The 23,368-nt window shown below is 73.9% G+C and carries 17 protein-coding genes and 3 pseudogenes; all 20 read right to left on the reverse strand.

Translation table 11 applies throughout. The features are described 5' to 3' along the window. Positions 1-24: 24 nt before the first annotated feature. Entirely contained in the window at positions 25-2,082 is a 2,058-nt protein-coding gene (locus ABXS69_RS06255) for a primosomal protein N' (RefSeq protein WP_366179897.1), read from the reverse strand. A 28-nt stretch (positions 2,083-2,110) separates the two neighbouring features. Continuing rightward, the gene (metK, locus tag ABXS69_RS06260; RefSeq protein ID WP_366179898.1) at positions 2,111-3,313 is read right to left on the reverse strand and encodes a methionine adenosyltransferase; all 1,203 of its coding nucleotides are present in this window, start codon (positions 3,311-3,313) and stop codon (positions 2,111-2,113) included. Positions 3,314-3,408: 95 nt separating this feature from the next. Beyond that, positions 3,409-4,794: a bifunctional phosphopantothenoylcysteine decarboxylase/phosphopantothenate--cysteine ligase CoaBC gene (coaBC, locus tag ABXS69_RS06265; protein WP_366179899.1), complete on the reverse strand. Its 1,386-nt coding sequence runs from the start codon at positions 4,792-4,794 to the stop codon at positions 3,409-3,411. A 13-nt stretch (positions 4,795-4,807) separates the two neighbouring features. Further along, on the reverse strand, positions 4,808-5,209 hold the full coding sequence (rpoZ, locus tag ABXS69_RS06270; protein WP_366179900.1) for a DNA-directed RNA polymerase subunit omega: 402 nt from the start codon (positions 5,207-5,209) through the stop codon (positions 4,808-4,810). A gap of 306 nt (positions 5,210-5,515) precedes the next feature. Beyond that, a complete protein-coding gene (gene gmk / locus ABXS69_RS06275) occupies positions 5,516-6,142 on the reverse strand; it encodes a guanylate kinase (protein WP_366179901.1) in 627 nt (208 codons plus the stop codon). Between the two features lie 220 nt (positions 6,143-6,362). Then, positions 6,363-6,674 carry an integration host factor, actinobacterial type gene (gene mihF / locus ABXS69_RS06280; RefSeq protein WP_159523802.1) on the reverse strand — a complete coding sequence of 104 codons (312 nt, stop codon included), beginning with the start codon at positions 6,672-6,674 and terminating at the stop codon, positions 6,363-6,365. A gap of 208 nt (positions 6,675-6,882) precedes the next feature. Continuing rightward, positions 6,883-7,818, reverse strand: a complete 936-nt coding sequence (pyrF, locus tag ABXS69_RS06285; protein ID WP_366179902.1) for an orotidine-5'-phosphate decarboxylase — start codon at positions 7,816-7,818, stop codon at positions 6,883-6,885. 9 nt (positions 7,819-7,827) lie between these two features. Continuing rightward, positions 7,828-11,162: pseudogene (carB, locus tag ABXS69_RS06290) on the reverse strand (carbamoyl-phosphate synthase large subunit). A 1-nt stretch (position 11,163) separates the two neighbouring features. Continuing rightward, the gene (gene carA / locus ABXS69_RS06295; RefSeq protein WP_366179903.1) at positions 11,164-12,480 is read right to left on the reverse strand and encodes a glutamine-hydrolyzing carbamoyl-phosphate synthase small subunit; all 1,317 of its coding nucleotides are present in this window, start codon (positions 12,478-12,480) and stop codon (positions 11,164-11,166) included. Positions 12,481-12,615: 135 nt separating this feature from the next. Next, positions 12,616-13,920, reverse strand: a complete 1,305-nt coding sequence (locus ABXS69_RS06300) for a dihydroorotase (protein WP_366179904.1) — start codon at positions 13,918-13,920, stop codon at positions 12,616-12,618. Beyond that, positions 13,917-14,921, reverse strand: coding sequence for an aspartate carbamoyltransferase catalytic subunit (locus tag ABXS69_RS06305; RefSeq protein ID WP_366179905.1), 1,005 nt, complete (start codon positions 14,919-14,921; stop codon positions 13,917-13,919). The genes ABXS69_RS06300 and ABXS69_RS06305 overlap by 4 nt, the downstream gene beginning before the upstream one ends. Continuing rightward, entirely contained in the window at positions 14,918-15,553 is a 636-nt protein-coding gene (gene pyrR / locus ABXS69_RS06310; RefSeq protein WP_366179906.1) for a bifunctional pyr operon transcriptional regulator/uracil phosphoribosyltransferase PyrR, read from the reverse strand. Before pyrR ends, ABXS69_RS06305 begins: the two co-directional genes overlap by 4 nt. Positions 15,554-15,730: 177 nt before the next feature. Further along, on the reverse strand, positions 15,731-16,594 hold the full coding sequence (locus tag ABXS69_RS06315; protein ID WP_366179907.1) for an SDR family oxidoreductase: 864 nt from the start codon (positions 16,592-16,594) through the stop codon (positions 15,731-15,733). 72 nt (positions 16,595-16,666) lie between these two features. Then, positions 16,667-17,242 (reverse strand): transcription antitermination factor NusB, encoded by a 576-nt coding sequence (gene nusB, locus ABXS69_RS06320; protein WP_366181554.1) that lies wholly within the window; start codon positions 17,240-17,242, stop codon positions 16,667-16,669. Between the two features lie 17 nt (positions 17,243-17,259). After that, complete coding sequence (efp, locus tag ABXS69_RS06325; RefSeq protein ID WP_366179908.1) at positions 17,260-17,823, reverse strand: elongation factor P; 564 nt, start codon at positions 17,821-17,823, stop codon at positions 17,260-17,262. Positions 17,824-17,904: 81 nt separating this feature from the next. Further along, the gene (locus ABXS69_RS06330; RefSeq protein ID WP_366179909.1) at positions 17,905-18,585 is read right to left on the reverse strand and encodes an FMN-binding negative transcriptional regulator; all 681 of its coding nucleotides are present in this window, start codon (positions 18,583-18,585) and stop codon (positions 17,905-17,907) included. A 10-nt stretch (positions 18,586-18,595) separates the two neighbouring features. Next, entirely contained in the window at positions 18,596-20,179 is a 1,584-nt protein-coding gene (gene aroB, locus ABXS69_RS06335) for a 3-dehydroquinate synthase (RefSeq protein WP_366179910.1), read from the reverse strand. Positions 20,180-20,474: 295 nt separating this feature from the next. Beyond that, positions 20,475-21,014 (reverse strand): annotated as a pseudogene (locus tag ABXS69_RS06340) (shikimate kinase); the annotation flags it as partial. Between the two features lie 64 nt (positions 21,015-21,078). Next, entirely contained in the window at positions 21,079-22,305 is a 1,227-nt protein-coding gene (gene aroC / locus ABXS69_RS06345) for a chorismate synthase (RefSeq protein ID WP_366179911.1), read from the reverse strand. 39 nt (positions 22,306-22,344) lie between these two features. Continuing rightward, positions 22,345-23,344 (reverse strand): annotated as a pseudogene (locus ABXS69_RS06350) (shikimate dehydrogenase). Between the last annotated feature and the right edge of the window lie 24 nt (positions 23,345-23,368).

The following is a 23,368-nucleotide window of genomic DNA, read 5'->3' on the forward strand; positions in this document are numbered from 1 at the left end:
TGATCCGCCGGTGTCACCGAATCGTCACCAGAGGCGCGTGGGGTCGAGCTCGACCCGGATGGGGTCCTCGCGGTGGGCGGAGCGGTCCCGCAGGCGATGACGCAGCCAGACGGCGAGCTCGCGCCCCCGGGGCGCCGGCGCGCGCAGTAGTCCTCGGTGCGTCGCCTGGGAGGCCTGCGCGGAGTCCCTGGCTCGCCCGGCTCCCGCGCGCGGCGCCTCCACGGGCCCCAGCGCCTCATAGCCCTCGGCCTGACCCGCCATGAGCAGGTCCTCGACGGCGCGGCGAGGCCCGTCGAGGCAGGCGGTCCGCCATGCCGGCGGCAGGTGCAGCTCCTCGCGCTCAGCCAGCTCTCTGCGGGCGAAGCCCTCGTGGTCCCAGCGCAGGAAGTGCTGCGCGGCCACGGGCTCCGGGCCTCCCAGCACGATGACCCGCGCGCCGGGCGCCGCCAGCACGGCCGCGTTCGTCCAACGGCGCACCGCCTCCACGGTGGCGCCCATGTCGACCCGTGAGGACAGGGCCCCGGCGTCCATGAGGATGACCGCCCGGTAGCCCCCCTGGGCGATGGGCTCGGCCCCAGGGGTGGCGACGACGAGCCGAGGGGAGTCATCGACCTCGGCGATGACGCCGTGATCCTCCCTCGCCCCGGAGACGACGACGCCGACTCCGGGGAATGCTCGGCCCAGCTCCTCCCCCGTGCGCGCCGAGCCGACGGAGCGCATCCGCAGGCGGTCGGACCCGCAGTTCTCGCAGCGCCATCCGTGGGGGGACCTCCCGCACCACCGGCAGGACACCGCTCCCCCGCGCTCCATGGTCATGGGCCCGCCGCAGGTGGCGCAGCGCGCCGGCGCCCGGCAGCGATCGCAGGCCACGAGCGGGGCGTAGCCCCCGCGCGGCACCTGGATGAGGACGGGCCCGGCCTCGACGGCCGCGCGCACCGCCCGGTGGGCGAAGGAGGGGAATCGCGCGGCCCCGGAGGCGCCCTCCGCCTCCAGCTCCACGCCCGGGACCTCCACGCGCGGGGCCGCGGCGCGCACGACGCTCCTGGGGGCAGCGAGGCTCGCGGCCCACCCGCGCTCCACGTAGGCCTGGGCCTCGACGCTGCGCGCGTGGGAGGCGATGAGCAGGCCGCAGCGCTCCAGGCTGGAGCGCAGAGCGAGCACGGCGCGGGCGTGCGCGTAGGGGGCGTGGCGCTCGTCGAGGCGGTCATCGCCGTCGTCCCAGATAACGGCCAGGCCGAGGTCCGCCACGGGCGCGAAGGCGGCGCCGCGCGTGCCCACGACGACGCGGGCGCGCCCCAGGAGCAGGCGGGTGAAGGCCCGATAGCGCCGCGCGGGGCCGTGGTCCGCCGCGAGGGTGACCACGGGCTCGCCTGGCAGGAGCGCCGTGAGAGCGCTCGCCAGAGCCTCGGCCATCTCGGCGGTCGCGACAAGCACGAGCACGCCCCTCCCGGCGCTGAGCGCCGCCTGGGCGGCGTCAGCCAGGAGCTCGGGCCAGGACGCGGTGATGCCCTCCCTCCCAGGCAGCACGGTGACCACGCTCCGGGGGGCGCCGCCGTCGGCGAGCGCGCGCAGCATCTCCCCGCCGCCCTCGTACGCCGCCCAGCCGCCGCCCTCGGGGGCGGGCCACTGGGGCAGGACGGGAGCGGGCCCCTCCCGCTCGGAGGCCTCGGCACGGGCGTGGCGCGGCGGAATGGCCACGCGCAGCACATCGGGTCGCGCCCCCGCGCCGCGCTCGGCCACGGACTCGGCCAGGCGCATGGTGGCCGGCGTGAGGACGGGCAGGTCGGACACGACCCTGCGCACGGTTGCGAGCGGGCCCGGGTGGGTGGTGGTCGAGTCGCGCTCCCAGACCCACCCGTGCGCCTCCTGACCGCCGAAGCGCACGGCCACGCGCGTGCCCACCCGGGCGTCGGCGTCCATCGCGGCGGGCACGCGGTAGTCGAAGAGCCGGTCGAGGTGGGCCACGGGGGTGTCGAGGAGCACCCTGGCCACCGGGTCGATGACGCCGTCGGGCGGGGTGATCGTGCGCTCGGGGCGCGCGGGCGCGGCGATGAGCTCGCCCTGCTGGGCGGGGTGCGTCATCGGCTCGCCCATCGCGCGTCCCCCGGGCTCAGAGCGCCGCGCGCAGCGCCTCGGCGCGATCCGTTCCCTCCCAGCTGAATCCCGGGCGGCCGAAGTGGCCGTAGGCGCTCGTGCCCGCGTAGATGGGGCGCAGGAGGTCGAGGTCGCGGATGATGGCGGCGGGACGGAGGTCGAAGACCTCGTCGATAGCGGCCTGGATGCGATCGACGGGGACGGTGTGGGTGCCGAAGGTCTCCACGTAGAGGCCCACGGGGCGGGCGGCGCCGATGGCGTAGGCCACCTGGATCTCGCAGCGGGTGGCGAGCCCGGCGGCGACGACGTTCTTGGCCACCCAGCGCATGGCGTAGGCGGCGGAGCGGTCCACCTTGGAGGGGTCCTTGCCGGAGAAGGCGCCGCCCCCATGGCGCGCCATGCCCCCGTAGGTATCGACGATGATCTTGCGGCCGGTCAGGCCCGCGTCCCCGGTGGGCCCGCCGATGACGAACTGGCCGGAGGGGTTGATGAGCAGCTCGATGCCGCCGACCGCCACGTCCATCCCCGCCGCCTGCTCCGCCGCGATGACGGGATCGATGACCTCGGCCGCCAGGGCGTCGGTGAGCCAGGCGCGGCTGCGGTCCTCATCGTGCTGGGTGGAGATGACGACGCTCTCGATGCTCACGGCGCGATCGCCGTCGTAGCCGATGGTCACCTGGGTCTTGCCGTCGGGGCGCAGGCCGGGCACGATCCCCTGCTTGCGCACGGCCGCCAGGCGCTCGGCGAGGCGGTGGGCGAGGTGGATGGGCAGGGGCATGAGGGCGGCGGTGTCCGTGCAGGCGTAGCCGAACATGAGGCCCTGGTCCCCCGCGCCCTGGAAGTCGAGGGGGTCGAGGTCGGAGGAATCATCGCGCACCTCCAGGGCCTTGACGACGCCGGCGTTGATATCCGGCGACTGCTGGCCGATGGAGATGGACACGCCGCAGGAGCGGCCGTCGAAGCAGACGTCCGAGGAGTCGTAACCGATGCGCACGATCTCATCGCGCACGATCTGCGGGATCTCCACGTAGGCCGAGGTGGTGACCTCCCCCGCCACATGCACCAGTCCCGTGGTCACCATGGTCTCGACGGCCACGTGCGCATCGGGATCCTGGGCGAGGATGGCGTCGAGGATGGAGTCCGAGATGCGGTCGCAGACCTTGTCCGGGTGGCCCTCGGTGACCGACTCGGAGGTGAAGAGGCGCAGTTGGGAAGTCACGGCCGCATCTTACCCGCGGCCCCCGACGGGAATGACCGCCCGCTCCCCCTCGCGCCCCGCGCCGATCCCCGCGCTCCTGGGCGGGGAGTCCCTGATCAGCGGGGGAGCCGCTCGGCGATGAGGTCCAGGATCAGCTCGGCGACCTCCGCCTTCGATCCCTCGCCCCGGGTCACCTCAGCGCCCTGGGGATCCAGGACGACGACGGCGTTGGGCACGTCCCCGAATCCCCTGCCGCCGCCGACGGCGTTGACGGCGAGCAGGTGCGCGCCCTTGCGGCGGGCCTTGGCCGCGCCATGCGCGAGGGCGTCGCCCTCCTCGTCCCCGGTCTCCGCCGCGAAGCCGACGATAAGCTGTCCCGGCCGGGGAGGATCGGCGACGAGCCCGGCGAGGATGTCGGGATTGGCCACCAGCTCGATGGGCGCCGGCCCCCCCGCGAGCCCGACGGCCTCGTCCGCGCCGCCCGTGGCAGGGCCGGCGCCGTCGGCCAGACGATGCTTCTTGATCTTGGAGATCCCGGGACGGGCCGGCCGGAAGTCGGCGACGGCGGCCGCCATGACGACGGCGTCAGCGCTGGTGGCCTCGGAGCGGACGGCTGCCTCCATATCCAGGGCTGTGGGGGCCTCGACGATCCGGGCGGTTCCGGCGCCCGGCGCCGCCGTCGACTCCCCCAGCGGGGCGAGGACCTCGGGCGAGATGTTGGCGGCGATGAGGACGACGTCGGAGCCCCGCGCGACGGCGGCGCTCGCGATGGCCACTCCCTGACGGCCGGAGGACCGGTTGCCGATGAAGCGCACGGGGTCGATGGGCTCATGGGTGCCGCCCGCGGAGACGACGAGGCGCCGGCCGGACAGCGAGCCGGGGGAGGCCGCCTCCGGGCCACCGGCGCGGCGCGCGGCGGCAGCCGCCCCGGCCAGCGCGGCCAGCGCCTCGGCGACGATCCGCTCCGGGGCGGGCAGGCGCCCCGCGCCGCAGTCCCCGCTCGTGAGGGGCCCGACGTCGGGCTCGATGATGGTCAGCCCGCGGCGGCGCAGGGTGGCGACGTTCTCGACCGTCGCGGCGTTGGCCCACATCTGCGTGTGCATGGCCGGCGCGAGCACGACGGGCGCCGTGGTGGTCAGGATCGTGGCGGTGAGCAGGTCGTCCGCGCGGCCGGCCGCGATGCGGGCGAGCAGGTCGGCCGAGGCGGGGGCGACGAGGACGAGCTCGGCCCACTCCCCCAGCCCCACGTGCTCGACGGCCGCCGGGTCGTCGAAGACGCCGGTTCCCACCGGCCCGCCGCTGACGGCCGCCAGGGCGGGGGCGCCGATGAAGCGCAGGGCGGCCTGGGTCGCCACGGCGCGCGTCTCGTGGCCCTGGGCGCGCAGGAGCCGGATGACGGTGGGCGCCTTGTAGGCGGCGATGGAGCCTGCGACGCCAACGACGACGCGCCGCGGCCCAGTGGGGGTCGCGGCGCGATGGGCGCCCTCGCTGCGCTGCGGCACGGACGCGCTCGTGTCAGAACTCGATGCTGTCGACGCCGGGGCCGCTCGTCTCGGTCTCGTCGAAGGTGACGGCCGTGTCCAGCGAGATATCGGAGAACATGTCCTCCTCGGCGGCGCGGCGGGCGGCGTCGGCCTCGGCGCGGCGGGCGCGGGCCTCCTCGCCGCTGATCACCTGGAGCTTGTCCTCGGCGATCTCGCGCAGGGCGATGCCCAGGGGCTTCTCCTCCGGGGCCACCTCGACGAGCGGGCCAAAGTACTCGAACTGGTTGGACTCCAGCTGCTGGGTGTAGGTGTTGATCTGACGGGCGCGCTTGGCGGCCTCCACCACGAGCCCGTACTTCGAGTCGACCTTCTCCAGGAGGTCGTCGATCGGCGGGTTCGTGATGCCCTCGGGCTGGGGGGAGGTTCCGAGCATGAGCTCCTCTTTCGGATCGATCGGGTATCGACGGGCCCGGCGGGTCCCCGCTCCGACGAGCGGGGGTGAGGGCCCGGGTACGTCCGTGGTGCTGGCCGGTGCTGGCCAACGGGCCGAGCCAGGACATCCTAGCGCCTCAGGGAGCGGGGAATCACCACCCACCCGGCCCCGGGACGCCGTGGTGCCCGTCTCAGCCCGTGGCGAGGAGGCGCGGCGCCCGCCCGGATGGGCGTCGGCGCCGCTCCTGACCCCGGCCGGGCCCGCCGCCGGGCGCGAGCGGGGCGCGGGGAGGGCCATGACCCGGTCCTAGGAGAGGGCGGGGCCCAGCCCGAGGAGGCGCTCAAGCTCCGCAGCGGCGCGCTCCACCGTGTCATTGACCACGACGACGTCGAACTCATCGGCCGCCGCCATCTCGGTGCGGGCGGTCGCCAGGCGGCGCTCCCTCTCGGCGGCGCCCTCGGTTCCCCTGCCCACGAGCCGCTCGACGAGCGCATCCCAATTGGGCGGGGCGATGAAGACGAACAGGGCGTCGGGCATGGACTCGCGCACCTGCCGCGCCCCGGCGAGGTCGATCTCGAGGAGGGCGGGGCGCCCCTGGGTGAGGGCCTCGACCACCGGGCCCCGGGGGGTGCCGTAGCGGTGGGCGCCGTGGACGAGGGCCCACTCGAGCATGTCCCCGCGCTCGACCAGCGCGTCGAACTCCGCGTCGTCGACGAAGCGGTAGTGGACGCCGTCGCGCTCGCCCGGGCGCGGCGGGCGGGTGGTGCAGGACACGGAGACGAAGAGCTCGGGGTGCTGGCGGCGCAGCTCGGCGACGATCGTCCCCTTGCCGACGGCGGTCGGCCCGGCGACCACGGAGAGCCTGGCCGTCGACCGCGCCGGCGGCTGCGCTGACGGAGTCACTGGGGAGGGAGCGGGGGTCGCGGGCGTCATGGCCCCATCATGGGGCATCCGGCGCCATCACCGGAAAACCCCGTGGGGGCTCGGGAGGCGCCTATAGCGCTTTCCGCTGGTCGCGCTCCTCTTGGCCGGGTCCGCCCCCCGCCCGGCAGGCCGACGCGGATAGGCGGAGAAGACGGCTCCCCGCGTCGCCGATGGCGATCGCGGGGAGCCGCAGGGTGCTGAGTTCGTCAGGGAGGGAACCCGGGGAAGCTCAGTGGAAGCGGCGCAGGAGGGCAGCGCGCTGCTGCGCCCCCAGGCCTCGGACGCGACGGGACTCGGAGATCCCGATCTCCTCGATGAGGTTGTGAGCCGTCGTCGAGCCAACGCGAGGGAGCGACTGGAGAAGGTCGAGGACCTTCATCTTGCCGATCGCCTCATCGGTCGCAGCGAGGTCGAAGAGCTCTGACAGGCTCATCGCACCACGCTTGAGTGCGATCTTCACCTCCGCGCGGCGGGTGCGCGCGACGGCGGCCTTAGCGAGGGCCTCGGCCCGCTGCTCGGGAGTGAGGGTGGGAAGCGCCATGACCTGTAATCTCCTTCATATCGGTCACTTTGTGCGGTGATGAAAGGTTATGACCCGAAACCCCCCATTACGGGCAGCTTTGCGAAGCCGTTACGAGGTATCGTTCCGGACACCGTAACGCTCCGGACACCCGTGCAGGTCAGGGGCGTTACATCCACACAACACCCTCACACAAGTGAGGAGCGACACATGTCAGTGGCGTGTCGTTTTACCTCCTCAGGGCCCTTCCGGCCTCCATCGCCGCTCGTGCGGCCGCCTTGCGGAGGGCCTCCGCATCCGGGCCGGCGCCGAGCACGCCCCTCGACGTCGAGGCCAGGACCTGGGCGCGCGCCCGGCCAAAGACCCGAGCCAGCTCGGCCTCCCCGGCCCCCTGGGCGCCGACCCCGGGGGCGAGCAGGGGCGCGTTGGTCGCCGCGAGGTCGATTCCCAGATCCCTCGCCGCGTCCCCGATGGTGGCGCCGATGACGAGGCCGACGCTGCCCAGGGCGCCCGCGGCGCGCGCGGCCGCGTTGGAGGCGGCGGCGCCGTCGGCGATCCGGGCAGCGACGGACCGCCCGGAGGGGGTCATGGCGTGCTGCACGGTGGCGCCCTCCGGGTTGGAGGTCAGTCCCAGCACGAACAGGCCGCGCCCGGTGCTGCGGGCGGCCTCGAGCGCGGGGGCGAGCGAGCCATAGCCGAGGTAGGGCGACACGGTGATCGCGTCGGCGGCCAGGGGGGCGCCGTCGGCGAGATAGGCCTGGGCGTAGCCGTCCATGGTCGAGCCGATGTCCCCGCGCTTGACGTCGAGGATCGATAGGGATCCCACGTCCCTCAGCGCCTGAAGGGTCTCCTCCAGGACGGCGATGCCGGCGCTGCCGTGCCTCTCGAAGAAGGCGGACTGCGGCTTGACGGCGGCGACCCGTCCCCCGATGGCCTCCACCACGCGCAGGCTGAACTCGCGCAGCCCCGCGGCGTCGTCGGTCAGGCCCCAGGCCGCCAGGAGCGCGCCGTGCGGGTCGATGCCCACGCACAGGGGGCCGTGGTCGTCCATGGCGGCGGCCAGCCGGGCGCCGAAGGGGAGGGCGCCGGGGAAGCCGGGCTCCTCGGACTCCCGGGGGGCTCGGATCGGCCGGGCGGGGGCGCCGGCGCTTGGCTCGTGACTCATCGTGTCTCCTCAGTCATCGTGATGCACGGGAGCAGGACCCGGGGCCGGGGCGCGCATCTCCTGGAGACTGCGCACCCAGAAGGCGCCCCGCAGCTGCGCCTCGAGCGCCTGGACGGTGGCCTGCAACTGGTGGACGGTGGTGATGATCGGCTTGTCCGCGCTGGTGGTGGCCTCCCGGATCGCGTAGCCGTCGGCGCGAGCGCCCTGGCCCTGCGGGACGTTGACGACCATGTCGATGGCGCCGGCCTCGATGAGGCCGACGATCGTGTCCTCCCCGTGCTCGCCGACGCCCTCGCTGAGCTTGCGCACGGGCGTCGCGCTGATCCCGTTGCGCCGCAGCACCTGGGCGGTGCCGCTCGTGGCGTAGACCTGGAAGCCGAGCTCCGCGAGCCTGGCCACGGGCAGGATCATCGCCCTCTTGTCGCGGTCAGCCACGGAGACGAACAGCGCACCCTCAGTGGGCAGGCCGCCGTAGGCCGCGGTCTGGGACTTGGCGAAGGCCTTGGGAAAGTCGACGTCGCAGCCCATGACCTCGCCGGTGGAGCGCATCTCGGGGCCGAGGATCGGGTCGACGACGCGCCCGGAGCGGGTTCGGAAGCGCTTGAAGGGCAGCACGGCCTCCTTGACGGCGATGACGCTGGGGATGCCGGGCGTCGAGGCGTCCTCGGCGGGCAGCGCCCCACACTCGCGCAGCTGGGCGATCGACTCCCCCGCCATGAGCCGGGCGGCCGCCTTGGCCAGGGCGACGCCGGTGGCCTTGGAGACGAAGGGCACGGTGCGCGAGGCCCGCGGGTTGGCCTCAATGACGTAGAGCGTGCCGCTCATGAGGGCGAACTGGATGTTGATGAGGCCGCGCACGCCCACGCCGGCGGCGATGGCCTCGGTGGCGGCCCGGATGCGGGTGATCTCGGCGTCGGACAGGGTCATGGGGGGAAGCACGCAGGAGGAGTCCCCGGAGTGGATGCCGGCCTCCTCGATATGCTCCATGACGCCGCCGAGGAACAGCTCCTCGCCGTCGTAGAGGGCGTCGACGTCGATCTCGATGGCATCGTCGAGGAAGCGGTCCACGAGCAGCGGGCCGGCGGCGTACACCGCCTCCGCCCCCCCGGCGTCCTGCTCAGCGCGGGCGAGGTAGTCGACCAGTCCGGAGCGCTCGTAGATGATCTCCATGCCGCGCCCGCCCAGGACGTAGCTGGGGCGCACGAGCACTGGGTAGCCGATCTCCTCGGCCACCGCCAGGGCGCGCTCGTGGGAGCGGGCGGTGCCGTGAGCGGGGGCGGCGAGGCCGGCCCGCTCAAGGACCCCGCCGAAGACCTGGCGGTCCTCCGCGGCGTCGATCGCCTCGGGGCTGGTTCCCAGGATCGGGACGCCGGCGGCCTTGAGGCGGGCGGCCAGCGCCAGGGGCGTTTGCCCGCCGAGCTGGACGATGACACCGGCGACGGGGCCCGCGGCGGCCTCGGCCTCATAGACCTCCATGACGTCCTCGAAGGTGAGGGGCTCGAAGTAGAGGCGGTCGGAGATGTCGTAGTCGGTGGAGACCGTCTCGGGGTTGCAGTTGACCATGATGGTCTCGTAGCGCCCGGCCAGCGCCATGGCGGCGTGCACGCACGAGTAGTCGAACTCGATGCCCTGCCCGATGCGGTTGGGCCCCGAGCCCAGGATGATGACGGCCTCGCGCTCGCGGGGGGCCACCTCCGTGGACAGGTCATAGCTGGAGTACAGGTAGGGGGTGCGAGCGGCGAACTCGGCGGCGCAGGTGTCCACGGTCTTGTAGACGGGCCGCAGCCCGTAGGCGTGGCGGATCTCGCGCACCGTCCCCTCGCCGAGGCCCCGCAGGACGGCGATCTGCTGATCGGACAGGCCGTGGCGCTTGGCCTCGCCCAGGAGCCCGGGGGTAAGGGCGGGCGCCTGACGCACCGCCGCGGCGATCTCCTCCAGCTCCATGAGCTGGTCGAGGAACCAGGGGTCGATGCCGGTGGCCTCGTGGAGCGCCTCGATGGTGGCGCCGCCGCGGATGGCCTGCTGGACCTCGATGAGCCGGCCCTCGGTGGGGGTGCGGACGGCCTCCAGGAGCGCGGCCGTGGCCTCGGCGTCGGGGGCGGGGCCCTCCCAGTGGAAGACCGAGCCGCGCTTGTCGATCGATCGCATGGCCTTGAGCAGGGCCTCTGTGAAGCAGCGCCCGATGGCCATGGCCTCGCCGACGGACTTCATGGTGGTCGTCAGGGTCGGGTCGGCTCCCCGGAACTTCTCGAAGGCGAAGCGCGGCACCTTGACGACGACGTAGTCGATGGCCGGCTCGAAGGAGGCGGGCGTGGAGCCGGTGATGTCGTTGGGGATCTCGTCGAGCGTGTAGCCCACGGCCAGGCGCGCGGCGATCTTGGCGATCGGGAAGCCGGTGGCCTTGGAGGCCAGGGCGGAGGATCGCGAGACCCTGGGGTTCATCTCGATGACGATGACGCGGCCGGTGGCCGGGTCGACGGCGAACTGGATGTTGCAGCCGCCGGTGTCTACGCCGACCTCCCGGATGACGGCCATGCCGATGTCGCGCAGGCGCTGGAGCTCGCGGTCGGTCAGGGTCAGGGCGGGGGCGACGGTGATCGAGTCACCGGTGTGGACGCCCACGGGGTCGACGTTCTCGATGGAGCACACGACCACGACGTTGTCCGCGGTGTCGCGCATGAGCTTCGAAGCTCGTACTCCTTCCAGCCCAGGATCGACTCCTCCAGGAGCACCTCGGTGGTGCGCGAGGCGGCCAGCCCCGCGCCGGCGATGCGCTCGAGGTCCTCGGCGCTGTGGGCCACGCCCGAGCCGAGCCCGCCCATGGTGAAGGAGGGGCGCACGACGACGGGGTAGCCGCCCAGGGCCTCGACCCCCGCGTGGCACTCGTCGAGCGTGTGGGCGATGACGCTGCGGGCGACCTCGGCGCCGCAGCGCTCGACGACGGCCTTGAAGGCGTCGCGGTCCTCGCCGGCGTTGATGGCCTCCGCGCTGGCCCCGATGAGCTCGACGCCGTAGCGCTCCAGCACGCCGGCCTCGACGAGCGCCATGGCGGCGTTGAGGGCGGTCTGCCCGCCGAGCGTGGGCAGCAGGGCGTCGGGCCGCTCCCGGGCGATGATGGTCGTCAGGGCCTCAGTGGTGATGGGCTCGATGTAGGTGGCGTCGGCCATCCCCGGGTCGGTCATGATGGTGGCCGGGTTGGAGTTGACCAGGATGACCCTGATCCCCTCGGCGCGCAGGACCCGGCAGGCCTGGGTGCCCGAGTAGTCGAACTCGCAGGCCTGCCCGATGACGATCGGGCCCGAGCCGATGACGAGCACGGAGCGGATGTCGTCGCGCAATGGCATCTCAGGCCTCCTTGACGGGCTTGACGGGAGTGACGGGGCTGTCGGGATGGGCGGGGGCCGCGGCGCCGGCGCTCGGGGCGCCGCGGCGAGCGCGCATGAGGCCGATGAACCGGTCGAAGAGGTGCTCGCCGTCGTGGGGGCCGGCGGCGGCCTCGGGGTGGTACTGGACGGAGAAGGCGGGGATGTCGAGGGCGCGCAGGCCCTCGACGACGCCGTCGTTGAGCCCCACGTGGCTGACCTCGACGCGCCCGTAGCGCCCGGAGTCGAAGGGCGCCGTGGTGGGGGCGCCCGTGGGGGCGTCGACCGCGAACCCGTGGTTGTGGGAGGTGATCTCCACTCTCCCGGTGGCGCGGTCGAGGACGGGCTGGTTGATGCCGCGGTGCCCGTAGTCGAGCTTGTAGGTTCCGTAGCCCAGGGCCCGGCCGAGCAGCTGGTTGCCCAGGCAGATCCCGAAGAAGGGGATCCCGGCGTCCAGGACGCCGCGCAGGAGCTCGACCTCGGCGGTGGCGGTGGCGGGGTCGCCGGGGCCGTTGGAGAAGAAGACGCCGTCAGGGTCCAGGGCGAGGACCTCGGCCAGGGTGGTGGATTGCGGCAGGACGTGGACGCGCGCGCCGCGCTCGGCGAGCTGGGCGGGAGTGCGGCTCTTGATCCCCAGGTCGATGGCGGCCACGATCGCGACGGGCTCGCGCCCGGCGAAGGCGCCGCTGGGCTCGACGACGTAGCCGGCCGGCGTGGTGACCTCCCCGGCGAGGGCCCGGCCGGCCATGGTGGGGCTCCTGCGGACGATATCCAGGCAGATGTCGATGGCGGCGGCCGAGCCCGGGCCCTCATGGGCGGCGCCGATGGGCAGGGCGTCGCCGGAGAAGATGCCGGCGCGCATGGCGCCGCGCTCGCGCAGGTGGCGGGTGAGCGCCCGGGTGTCCACGTGGCACAGGCCGACGACGCCGGATTCGATGAGCGCGTCCTCCAGCTCGCCGCGCGAGCGCCAGTTCGATGCCCGCCTGGCCGGGTCGCGGACGATGAACCCGGCCGCCCAGATGCGCGAGGACTCGGAGTCCTCGTCATTGATGCCCGTGTTGCCGATGTGCGGCGCGGTCATCGTGATGATCTGGCGGTGGTAGGAGGGGTCGGTGAGGGTCTCCTGGTAGCCGGTCATGCCGGTGTTGAAGACGATCTCGCCGAGCGCGCGGCCCTGAGCGCCGTAGGCGCGCCCGCGCAGGACGTAGCCGTCCTCCAGGACGAGGATCGCGGGGGGCCTGGCGGAGGCGCCCGTCGGGCCGGGGGGCGTGGCGGCCCCGGCGCTTCCATTGGTTGCCATGTGCGGCTCCTGAAGGGGTGGGTGGTGGAGCGGGTGGGAGGGGCCCTGGGCCCAGGGAGCGCCCTGGGCGCGGGCAGGGGCGCGCCTGACCGGCGGGCGGTGCGCAGGGGCGCCGCCCGCCGGAGGGGCGCTGGATCAGGCGGCCTCGACGGGCCTGCCGTCCAGGACCGTGGGGCGGCCGTGGAGGAAGGTGGCCATCACCTGGCCGGGCAGCTCCATGCCCGCGTAGGGGCTGTTGGCCGAGCGCGTCCACTGGGCGGCCGGGTCGACGACCCTCCTGACCGACGGGTCGACGAGGCAGAGGTTCGCGGGCGCCCCGGCGTCGAGCCCCTGCCCCTGGTCCTCGGCGCGCCCGATGAGGGCGGGCGTGGTGGACAGGACGCGGGCAACGTCGCGCCAGGTCATGCGGCCGGGCTCGACCATCGTGGCGATGATGATCGGAAGGGCCGTCTCCAGGCCCGTCATGCCGAAAGCGCCGATGGCCCACTCGCAGTCCTTGTCCTCCACGGGGTGGGGGGCGTGGTCGGTGCCGACGACGTCGATGGTGCCGTCGGCGAGCGCCTCGCGGACGGCCTCGACGTCCTCGGCCGTGCGCAGCGGCGGGTTGACCTTGTACAGCGGTGAGTAGGTGCGCGCCTTCTCGTCGGTGAGCAGGAGGTGGTGCGGGGTGACCTCGGCGGTGACGTTGATGTCCCGGGCCTTGGCCCAGCGGATGATGTCGACGCTGCCGGCGGTGGACAGATGGCACACGTGCAGGCGGGAGCCCACGTGCTCGGCGAGCAGGACGTCGCGGGCGATGATGGACTCCTCGGCGACCGCCGGCCAGCCGCGCAGGCCGAGCTCGGCGGAGACGGCGCCCTCGTGCATCTGGGAGCCCTCGGTCAGGCGCGGGTCCTGGGAGTGCTGGGCGATGACGCCGTCGAAGGACTTGACGTACTCCAGGGCCCGGCGCATGAGGACGGGGTCGTAGACGCACTTGCCGTCGTCGGAGAAGACGCGCACCCGCGCGGCGGAACTGGCCATGGCGCCCATCTCGCTCAGCTGCTCGCCCTTGAGGCCCCGGGAGACGGCGCCGACGGGGTGGACGTCCACCCAGCCGGCGTCCTGGCCCAGGCGCAGGACCTGCTCGACGACGCCGGCGTTGTCCTGGACCGGGTTGGTGTTGGCCATCGCGAAGACGGCGGTGTAACCGCCGACGGCGGCGGCGCGGGTGCCGGTGTAGACGGTCTCGGCCGACTCGCCACCGGGCTCGCGCAGGTGGGTGTGGATGTCGACGAGGCCCGGCAGGGCGACGAGGCCGGTGGCGTCGTGGCGGGTGGCACCGACGGGCGCCTGGGCGGCGGCGTCAGGGCCGATCGCCGCGATGGCGCCGTCGATGATGAGGATATCGGCGGTGTCCTCGCCGTAGGGGCGGGCACCGGTGATGAGGTGGGCGGTCACAGCTGGTTCCCTTCGTCGGCGAGGAGGAGGTAGAGGGCGGCCATGCGCACGGAGACCCCGTTGCCGACCTGCTCGATGATGCGCGAGCGCGGGTCGTCCGCGGCCTCGGCGGTGATCTCCAGGCCGCGGTTCATGGGCCCGGGGTGCATGACGATGGCGTGCTCGGGCATAGCGGCCCGGCGCAGGGCGTCCAGGCCGTAGGCGCGCGAGTACTCGGCGGGGCTGGGGAAGAAGCCGCCGCCCGCGGCGCTCATGCGCTCGCGCTGAACGCGCAGCATCATGACGGCGTCGGGCTCGACGGAGGCGATGGCGTCGTCAAAGTCGTAGGAGACCTCGCAGGGCCAGTCCTCCATGCCCACGGGCAGGAGGGTCGGCGGGGCGACGAGGGTGACGGAGGCCCCCAGGTGGGTGAGCATGTCCACGTTGGAGCGGGCCACGCGCGAGTGGAGGACGTCCCCGACGATGATGACCCGGGCCCCGTCGAGGTCGCGGCCCTGGGGGGCGGGCGATCCGTCAGCGGCGCGCCCGGCCCCGCTGGCCGGCCCGCCGGGGGCGTACCAGCGGCGCAGGGTCATGGCGTCCAGGAGCGACTGGGTGGGGTGCTGGTGGGTGCCGTCGCCCGCGTTGAGCACGGGGACGTTGATCCAGCCAGCGTGGGCCAGGAGGTGGGCGGCGCCCGAGGCGCTGTGGCGCACCACGACGGCGTCGGCGCCCATGGCCATGATCGTCTGGGCCGTGTCCTTGAGGGACTCGCCCTTGGACAGGGAGGAGCCCTTGGCGGAGAAGTTGATGACGTCGGCGCTCAGCCGCTTGGCGGCCGCCTCGAAGGAGAGCCGCGTGCGCGTGGAGTCCTCGAAGAAGAGGTTGACGACGGTCTTGCCGCGCAGGGTCGGCAGCTTCTTGACGGCGTGCTTCTGGGTGGCGGCCATCGCCTCGGCGGTGTCGAGGACCATGACGGTCTCGTCGTGCCCCAGGTCCTTGGCGCTCAACAGGTGCTTCATCGGGCGTCCTCCTCGCTGGTCGGGATGGTCTGGATCGTGACGGCGTCCTGGGCGGCGCCCAGCTCGGTCAGGGCGACGACGACCTTCTCGGACCGGGCTGTGGGCAGGTTCTTCCCGACGTAGTCGGCGCGGATCGGCAGCTCGCGGTGGCCCCGGTCCACGAGGACGGCCAGCTGCACGGAGGACGGGCGGCCGATGGCGCCCATGGCGTCCAGGGCGGCGCGGATGGTGCGGCCCGAGTAGAGGACGTCGTCGACGAGGATGACGGTGCGCCCGTCGATGCCCCCGGCGGGAATGGTGGTGGGCCGCGGCACGCGGATGGGGTGGCGGCCCAGGTCGTCGCGGTACATCGTGATGTCGAGGGTGCCGACCTCGATCTTGGGATCGCCGTTGGCGGCGGGATCGATCGCGGTGTTGGTCGAGGCGGCGACGGCGAGGGCCCCGGCCAGCCGGTGCGCGAGGGGCACTCCCCCGCTGGGGATGCCCAGGAGGACGACGTCCTCCAGTCCGCGGTTGCGCTCGATCACCTCGTGCGCGATGCGCAGGAGGGAGCGCGCGATCTCGGCGTCGCCGAGGATCCTCTTCCCGCTCGGGGGTGCGCCAGCAGTGGCGCCTGACAGATTCATGGCCATGAAGGCCCCCCTTCCCCGCCTCTCCGGACGGACTTAAAGGATGTCTGGCGGGTTGAGATTAGCGCGTCGCGGGTCGCCCCGCCGGGCGCGAGCGCATCATGGGCCTGTGATACCAGCCACGTGACATGCGGTGGCCGGTGGCTCCCGCGCGCCCCTGACGAGGGGGCCGAGCGGCGCTCAGCCCCGCGCGGCGAGCAGGTCGGCGAAGGACATCGGCTCCCGGCCGGTGAGGGCGCGCACGTCGTCGGTGACGACGTCGAGGGCGCCGGAGGCGATGGAGGTGTAGGTGCTCACCCAGCCGTCGACCTCCCAGGCGGGTGCGCCGTAGTGGGCGCGCGAGGCGTAGGCCTGCTCAATGCTCTCGGCGCGGTAGGTGGTGGGCGAGCCGAACTCGGTGAGGATGCGGGCGACGTCGGTCAGGCTCAGGGCCTCAGGACCGGTCATCGTGTAGACGGCGCCGTCGTGGGCGCTGGTGCCGGCGGCAAGGTCGGTGAGCACGGCGCTGGCTGAGCGCACGACGTCGGCCCGGGCGACGGCGCCCACGCTGCCGCCCGTGGGACCGGCGGGACCACTAATGATGCCGTCGACGGCGAGCTCGGGCAGGAAGTCGAGATAGAAGGAGTCGCGCAGGATGGTGGTGGTCATGCCGGAGGCCACCAGGTGCGCTTCGGTGGCGCCGTGAGTGCGTCCGTAGGTGAAGACCGAGTCGGGTCCTGCCCCGGCGAAGCTGGTGTAGATGACGTGGCGCACGCCCGCCTGGGCCGCGGAGTCGATGAAGGCCTGGTGTTGTGCCAGGCGGTCGGCTGCCTCGGCGGCCGAGACCATGAACAGGACGTCGACTCCAGCGAGTGCGACGGGGGCGGCCTGACGGTCGCCGTAACTGGTGACGGCGACATCGTCAGCCCAACTGGGCGCCCGGCTGGCGTCACGCACGATGAGGCGGGTGGCCAGGCCTGCGTCGTGCAGGCGGGAGGCGACGGCCCTCCCGACGTGACCGGTGGCGCCCGTGATGGCGATGACAGGGGTGCGAGCGGTAGTCATCTCATCATCGTATAACTACTAGCAGGTAGGTAACGCTGTGGGCCGTGCTATTGCGCCCACCGTCGTTCGTGCTCAGCGCAGCGTGTCGGCGAGGTCGACGACGCGGCCCAGCAGGCCGCCGAGGTAGCGCGGGGAGTCGTCGGTGGACAGGATCCGGGCCAGGGTCATGGCCTCGTCGACCGCCACGGGGGCGTCGACGTCGTCGTTGTAGACGATCTCCCACACGGCGACGCGGGCGATGGCGCGGTCCACGGCGGGCATGCGGGCGAGCGCCCACTCCTGGGCGTAAGCCTCGATGGCGTCATCCACCTCGGCGAGGTGGTCCGCCAGGCCCGCGAGGATCTCGCGGGCGTAGGCGGGCGCCTCGGTGTGGTTGGCGGAGTGGACGGCGCGCTCGACCGCGAGATCGCGCAGGCGCTCGGCCGCCCCGGATCGGTCCCCGTCGCGCGAGGGGCGCAGGAGGCCCTTCTGGTCCGCCTCGAAGAGGATCTCGATGGCCCGCCGCCGCGCCTTCGTGCGGGCGGTGACGGCGTGCTTCGAGGCGGCCCCCGAAGGGCTCGAGGAGCGCGGCGCCGACGGGGGCTCGGCGCTGGGCGCGGAGGCCTCCTCGCGCGGGTCGGCCGCCTGGGCGGCGTCGTCAGCGGGCACGGCTGGCACAGCGGGCCTCAGTCGTTGACGCGGGAGATGTAGGAGCCCGAGCGCGTGTCCACCTTCACCCTGTCACCGGTGTTGAGGAACAGCGGGACCTGGATCTCGGCGCCGGTCTCCACGGTCGCGGGCTTGGTGCCGGCGTTGGACCGGTCGCCCTGGAGGCCGGGCTCGGTGTGGGAGATGGTGAGCACCACGGAGGGGGGCATCTCGACGAAGAGCACCGAGGACTCGTGGAAGGCGACGATGACCTCCTGGTTCTCCAGGAGGAAGGTGGCGGCGCCGCCGACGACGTCGGAGGGCACGTTGGTCTGCTCGTAGGACTTGACGTCCATGAAGACGTAGTCGTCGCCGTCCTTGTACAGGTACTGCATGTCACGGCGGTCGACGGTGGCGGTCTCGATCTTGAGGCCGGCGTTGAAGGTCTTGTCCACGGTCTTGCCGGACAGGACGTTCTTGAGCTTGGTGCGCACGAAGGCCGGGCCCTTGCCGGGCTTGACGTGCTGGAACTCCACCACCTGCCACAGCTGGCCCTCCAGGTTGAGCACCAGGCCGTTCTTCAGGTCGTTCGTCGTTGCCACGAGTGGTTTCCTCTACTTCAAGTCGGGGGCCGGGCTCCCTGGGCTGCCCGCGGGGTCCGGCACGTCTAGGACGCGGTGAGTCTACCGTGCCAGGCCAGGGCCTGCGACAGCCCGGCGCGCGCCACGCAGGCGGGTGATCGTCGCGAAGCGCTCCTCGGCGTAGGGGAGGGAGACCTCTCGCAGGTACCGGGCCAGGACCTCCTCCCCCTGGGCCTCCATGGCGGCGATGAGGCCGCGCACGTCGTCGGGGTGGCGGTTCTGGCTCATCTTCGCCTTGCCGCGCACCGTCGTCGCCTCGACGCTCACGGCGACGATCGCCCGCGACATCCGCTCCAGCTTGTCCTGGCCGACGGCGTCCAGCGAGGCGGCGTCGCCCATGGCCTCGGTGAGCCGCGCGGCGGCCTCCAGGGCCGCGTCGGGCCTGGCGTCGACGCGGACCCGCCCGCTGACGTGAAGCGTGATGTAGTCCCAGGTGGGGACGTTCGGCATGACCGCGTTGGTGGCGTACGTGCCCGGCGAGACGTAGGCGTCGGCCTCGTCGAGGATGACGAGCCCGGTGGATTGCGCGAGCGGCTCGGCGGCCTGGGGGTTGTTCCTCACCAGGTGGGTGACGAGGGCGCCCGCGGCGGCGTCGTAGTAGAAGGGGACGAGACTGGCCTCGGGGCCGTGGTCGTGGACGGTGACGAGGTTGCCCCGGCGCGGCGCGGTGAGGAGGCGACGGGTGTAGTCCTCGGGCAGCTCGAAGTGCTGGGCGACGTACATGCGGCTCAGGCTAGGGACGGGGCGCGGGGGTGTCGAGGAGCGTCACGATCTGGTCCGCGCAGTCCGCCGGTTCCCGTTCCGAGGTGTCGATGACGACGCCGGCGGCCCGCTGGCAGCGGGCCTCGCGCTCGCGCAGCATCTGGGTGAACTCGTGGTGGACGGTGCCCAGCGCCACCGAGCGCGGGGCGTCGAGGCCGTTGCGGGTGGCCAGGCGCCGCAGAGAGGCGGTCAGGCCGACGACGGCGCCCCCGTGCCCGGCCAGGGCGGCCCTGACGCGCTCCGATCCCAGGCAGCCCGATCCCAGGGCGAGGATGCCGCCGGAGACGCGGGCGGCCTCGATGAGCTCGAGGGCGACCGCCTCCTCGACGCGCCGGTACTCGGCCTCCGGGGTGGCCACGAGCGCGAGCCCCTCCTCGGTGCCGAGCAGGGCGGCGGTCTGGGCGCCGAGGTCCAGGCAGGGCGCGCCCCGCAGGCCGGCCAGGGCGCGGGCGACGGTGGTGCAGCCGGCGCCGGGCGGACCGATGAGGACGACCGCCGCCGCGCCGCTCATGCGGCTCCCCCCGGGCTCGCGGTGACGGCGCGGTGGGCCGCCTCGAAGCTCGCCCGGGGTGGGCTCGACGCCCCGGACGGGACGGGACGGGCCGAAGCGGTTCTCGACGAGCACCATGCGCAGCCGCCCGGCGCGGTTCTTCTTGTCCGAGCGCATCGCCGCGCGCAGGTCGTCCCAGCGCTCAGCGCCGTCGGGGAAGGACACCGGCAGACCGACCGCCGCCAGGGCCTCGCGGTGGCGGGCAAGGCCCTTGCCGCTCAGGAGCCCCCTGTGGTGGGCGATCTCGGCGGCGAAGACGCATCCGACTCCCACGGCCTCGCCGTGGCGCCACGCGTAGCCGGTGATCCGCTCGATGGCGTGGCCGTAGGTGTGCCCGTAGTTGAGGATCTCGCGCAGCCCGGACTCGGTGAGGTCCTCGGCCACGACCGCGGCCTTGACGAGGACCGCCCGGCGCACGAGCTCGGCCAGGACGGGCGCGTCCGGGCGCAGGCAGGCGGCCGGGTCGGCCTCGATGAGCCGCAGGATCTCCTCGTCGTGGATGAGCCCGCACTTGATGACCTCACCGAGCCCGGCGCGCAGCTCGTCGAGCGGGAGGCCGGCCAGGATGCCGAGGTCGGCGACGACCGCGCTGGGCGTGTGGAAGGCCCCCACGAGGTTCTTGCCAGCGGCGGTGTCAATGCCGGTCTTCCCGCCGACGGCGGCGTCGACCATGGCCAGGAGGGTGGTGGGCGCCTGGACGACGGGGATGCCCCGCAGCCAGGTGGCCGCGGCGAAGCCGGCGAGGTCCGTGGTCGCCCCCCCGCCGACGCCGATGAGGCAGCCGTCACGGCCCACCCCTTCCCGCCCGAGGCGCTCCCAGATGGAGGACAGCACGTCGGCGCGCTTGGAGGCCTCCCCGTCGGGGACCTCGATGAGGGCCGTCCGCAGCCCGGCCGCGTGGAGGTCCCCTGCGAGCCCCCGGGCGGCCTGGGCGAGCACGCCGGGGTGGATGATCCCGACGCCGCCCGCGCCCTGGCCCGGCGAGGAGAGGACCGCCCTCGTCACCCGGGGGGCGAGCCCGCGCCCGATGACGACGTCGTATCCCCGAGCTCCCGGGGACGTGGACGGTGGTGACGCCCTCAGGGTCCTCGGTCACGCGGGGGCGGGCGGTCCGCCCGGGCTCGGGGCCCGCGCCGGCCGGCGCCTCGGGCGACGGCGCCCGGCAGGCGGGCGCGTCCGAGCGGATGCCCGCATGGGCGAGTCCCCGGGCGGTGGCGGCAGGCGTCGCCCCGAGGGAGACGAGCACGAGGGCGGCCACCTGCGCCGGGGTGAGCCCATCGGTGGGCACGGTGACGGTGGCGATCTCCTCATAGAGGGGGCGGCGCTCGGCGTCGAGCGCCTCCATACGCGCCAGCACGCCGGTCAGCGCCCCCTGGGAGGCCCGCACCGCGGTGAGGGCCGCGTCGGAGTCCGATCCAGGGCTGACGAGGGGCCGGCCCTCCCCGCTGCCGACGTGCTGGGCGGCGGTGGCGGGCCGGGCGGAGAGGTAGACGACGGTGTGGTGCCGCAGCATCTCGCGGTTCTCCGGGCGCAGGATGCCGCCGCCGCCCAGGGCGACGATCCCGTGGGCCGCGCCGAGGGACTCCAGGACGTCCCGCAGCGCCCGGGTCTCACGATCGCGGAAGCCCCTCTCGCCCTCGGCGGAGAAGATCTCCGGGATCGTCATGCGCGCCCGGCGCCGGATCTCGGCGTCGGTGTCGGTCACCTGGATGCCCAGGGCGGCGGCGAGGAGGCGGGCGACCGTCGTCTTGCCCGCGCCCGGCAGGCCGACCAGCACCAGCGGCAGGCGCTCCCGGCTGATGATCTCCGTGGCGGCCGGGTCCGCGCGGTGGTGGCTCATGCTCGTCTCCTCATCGGTGGTGTCCAGTGGCGCCGCCCGGCGCCCGCGGTGGATCGGTCGGGGCTCAGGCGGTCCAGTGGGTCCGCTCGGCGATGCGCTCGGTGTAGGCGCGCAGGTTCCTGGCGCACTCGGCCACCGAGTCACCACCCGTCTTGTCCAGGAGGGCCTGGGCGAGGACGAGCGCGGTGGCCGCCTGGGCGATGACCGCCCCGGGCACCACCGCCGTGGTGTCTGACCGCTGGTGGAGGCCGGTGGCGGGCTCCCCGGTGGCCAGGTCCACGCTGCGCAGGGCGCGGGGGACGGTGGAGATCGGCTTGTAGGCGGCCCGCACGCGGATCGGGGAGCCGTTGCTCATGCCCCCCTCGATGCCACCGGCCCGGTTGGAGGCGCGGGTGACGGCGCCGTCGACGAGGGCGAGGATCTCATCGTGGGCCCGGGTGCCCGGCAGTCCAGCGGTCTCGAAGCCGTCCCCGATCTCCACGCCCTTGACGGCCTGGATGCTCATGAGCTCACCGGCGAGCCGGGCGTCGAGCCGTGAGCCGGCGACGGTGTGCGTGCCCAGGCCGATGGGGACGCCGGTGGCGATGACCTCGACCACGCCCCCGAGGGTGTCGCCGTCCTTGCGCGCGGCGTCGATGCGCTCGACCATGGCCGCGCTCGTGGCCGGGTCGACGCAGCGCACGGGGTCGGCGTCGAGGCGCTCGGCGTCCTCGGGCGTGGGGGCGGGCGCGCCGGCCGGCAGGCGGACCTCCCCGATGCTCACCACGTGGCTGACGAGCCTGATGCCGGCGACCTGCTCGAGGATGGCCTCGGCGACGGCGCCCAGCGCCACCCGCGCGGCGGTCTCCCGCGCTGAGGCCCGCTCCAGGACGGGCCGGGCTTCGGGGAGGTCGTACTTGAGGGCGCCCGGGAGGTCAGCGTGCCCGGGGCGCGGGCGCGTCAGGGGCCGGTTGCGGGCGATCTCGCGCTCATCGCCGGTGCCGGCGTCGATGAGCAGGTCCTCGGGGGCGACGGGGTCGGCGCTCATGACGGTACGCCACTTGGGCCATTCGGAGTTGCCGATCCGCAGGGCGATGGGGCTGCCGATGGTCAGGCCGTGGCGGATGCCCCCGATGATGCTCAGCTCATCGCGCTCGAAGCGCTGGCGGGCGCCGCGGCCGTGACCGAGTCGGCGCCGGGCCAGGGCAGAGCCGATCCGCGCGCTCGTGATGGCCACGCCCGCAGGCGCGCCCTCCATGAGCGCGGTCAGCGCCTCGCCGTGGGACTCGCCGGCAGTCATCCATCGCAGCATGGGTTGATCATCGCACAGGGCGGGCGCGCCGGCGCGCCGTCACCGAGTGCCGAGCGCGCTCAGCAGGGCCCCGCGCATGGCGCTGGCATCCGGCGAGCGGCCGGTCATGAGGCGGACCTGGGCCACTGCCTGGTGCAGGAGCATGAGCCAGCCGGGCGCGATCGCGCCTCCGGCGCCGCTCCAGGAGCGGGCCAGGGCAGTGGGCCAGGGCACGTAGACGACGTCGAGGAGGACGGCCTCGCGCCGGGCGCCGCCGCGGGCGTTGAGCGCCTGGGCGAGCGGTGCCGCGAGGGTGTCGGCGGCGCCGCGGGGCAGGGTCGATACCACGAGATCGGCTCCGGCCACGGCCTCGGCGACGACGGCGTCGGAGGCGGGCTCGCCGGGCCGCCAGCTGAGGGCCTGGATCTCCAGGCCCATGCGGTGGGCGGCGACGAGCGCGCGGCCCGGGCCGGCGTGGCGGCGGGCGGCCACCGTGATGCCATGGGCGCCGAGGCTCGGGGAGCGCGGCGAGGGCGGAGCAGGCCGTGGCCCCGGAGCCGAGGACGAGCGCGGTGGGCGCCGGACCCCCCGCGCCCCTAGAGGGGGCATCGGCCCGCGCCGCCCTCCCATGGCTCTCGCGCGCCTCCCTCAGCTCCCTCAGCGCGCCGGAGACGCCAGCGACATCGGTGTTGAATCCCGTCAGGAGGCCGGGACCGGAGCCGGAGCGCTGAGCGACGACGGTGTTAACCGCCCCGACCACCTGGGCGAGAGGATCGATGAGGTCGAGCATCGGCATGATGGCCTGCTTGTGCGGCATGGTCACCGACAGCCCCGCCCAGGCGGGCTCCTCTCCCACAGGGGCGTGCAGGGCGTCGACGAGGCCGGCCAGCTCGCCGGGCGCGACCCGGAGCGCCTCATAGGACCAGTCGGACAGGCCGAGGCCCTCATAGGCGGCGCGGTGGAGCGCGGGGGACAGCGAGTGGGCGATGGGGTCGCCAATGACCGCCGCGCGGTGAGCAGGCGCGGGCGGCGCGCCGGCGGGGGAGTCGATACGCGTCATCGGTTCAGCGGCCCTCCTGATGCC

The organism is Actinomyces timonensis (assembly GCF_040702965.1).
In the GTDB taxonomy this organism is placed as follows: domain Bacteria; phylum Actinomycetota; class Actinomycetes; order Actinomycetales; family Actinomycetaceae; genus Actinomyces; species Actinomyces timonensis_A.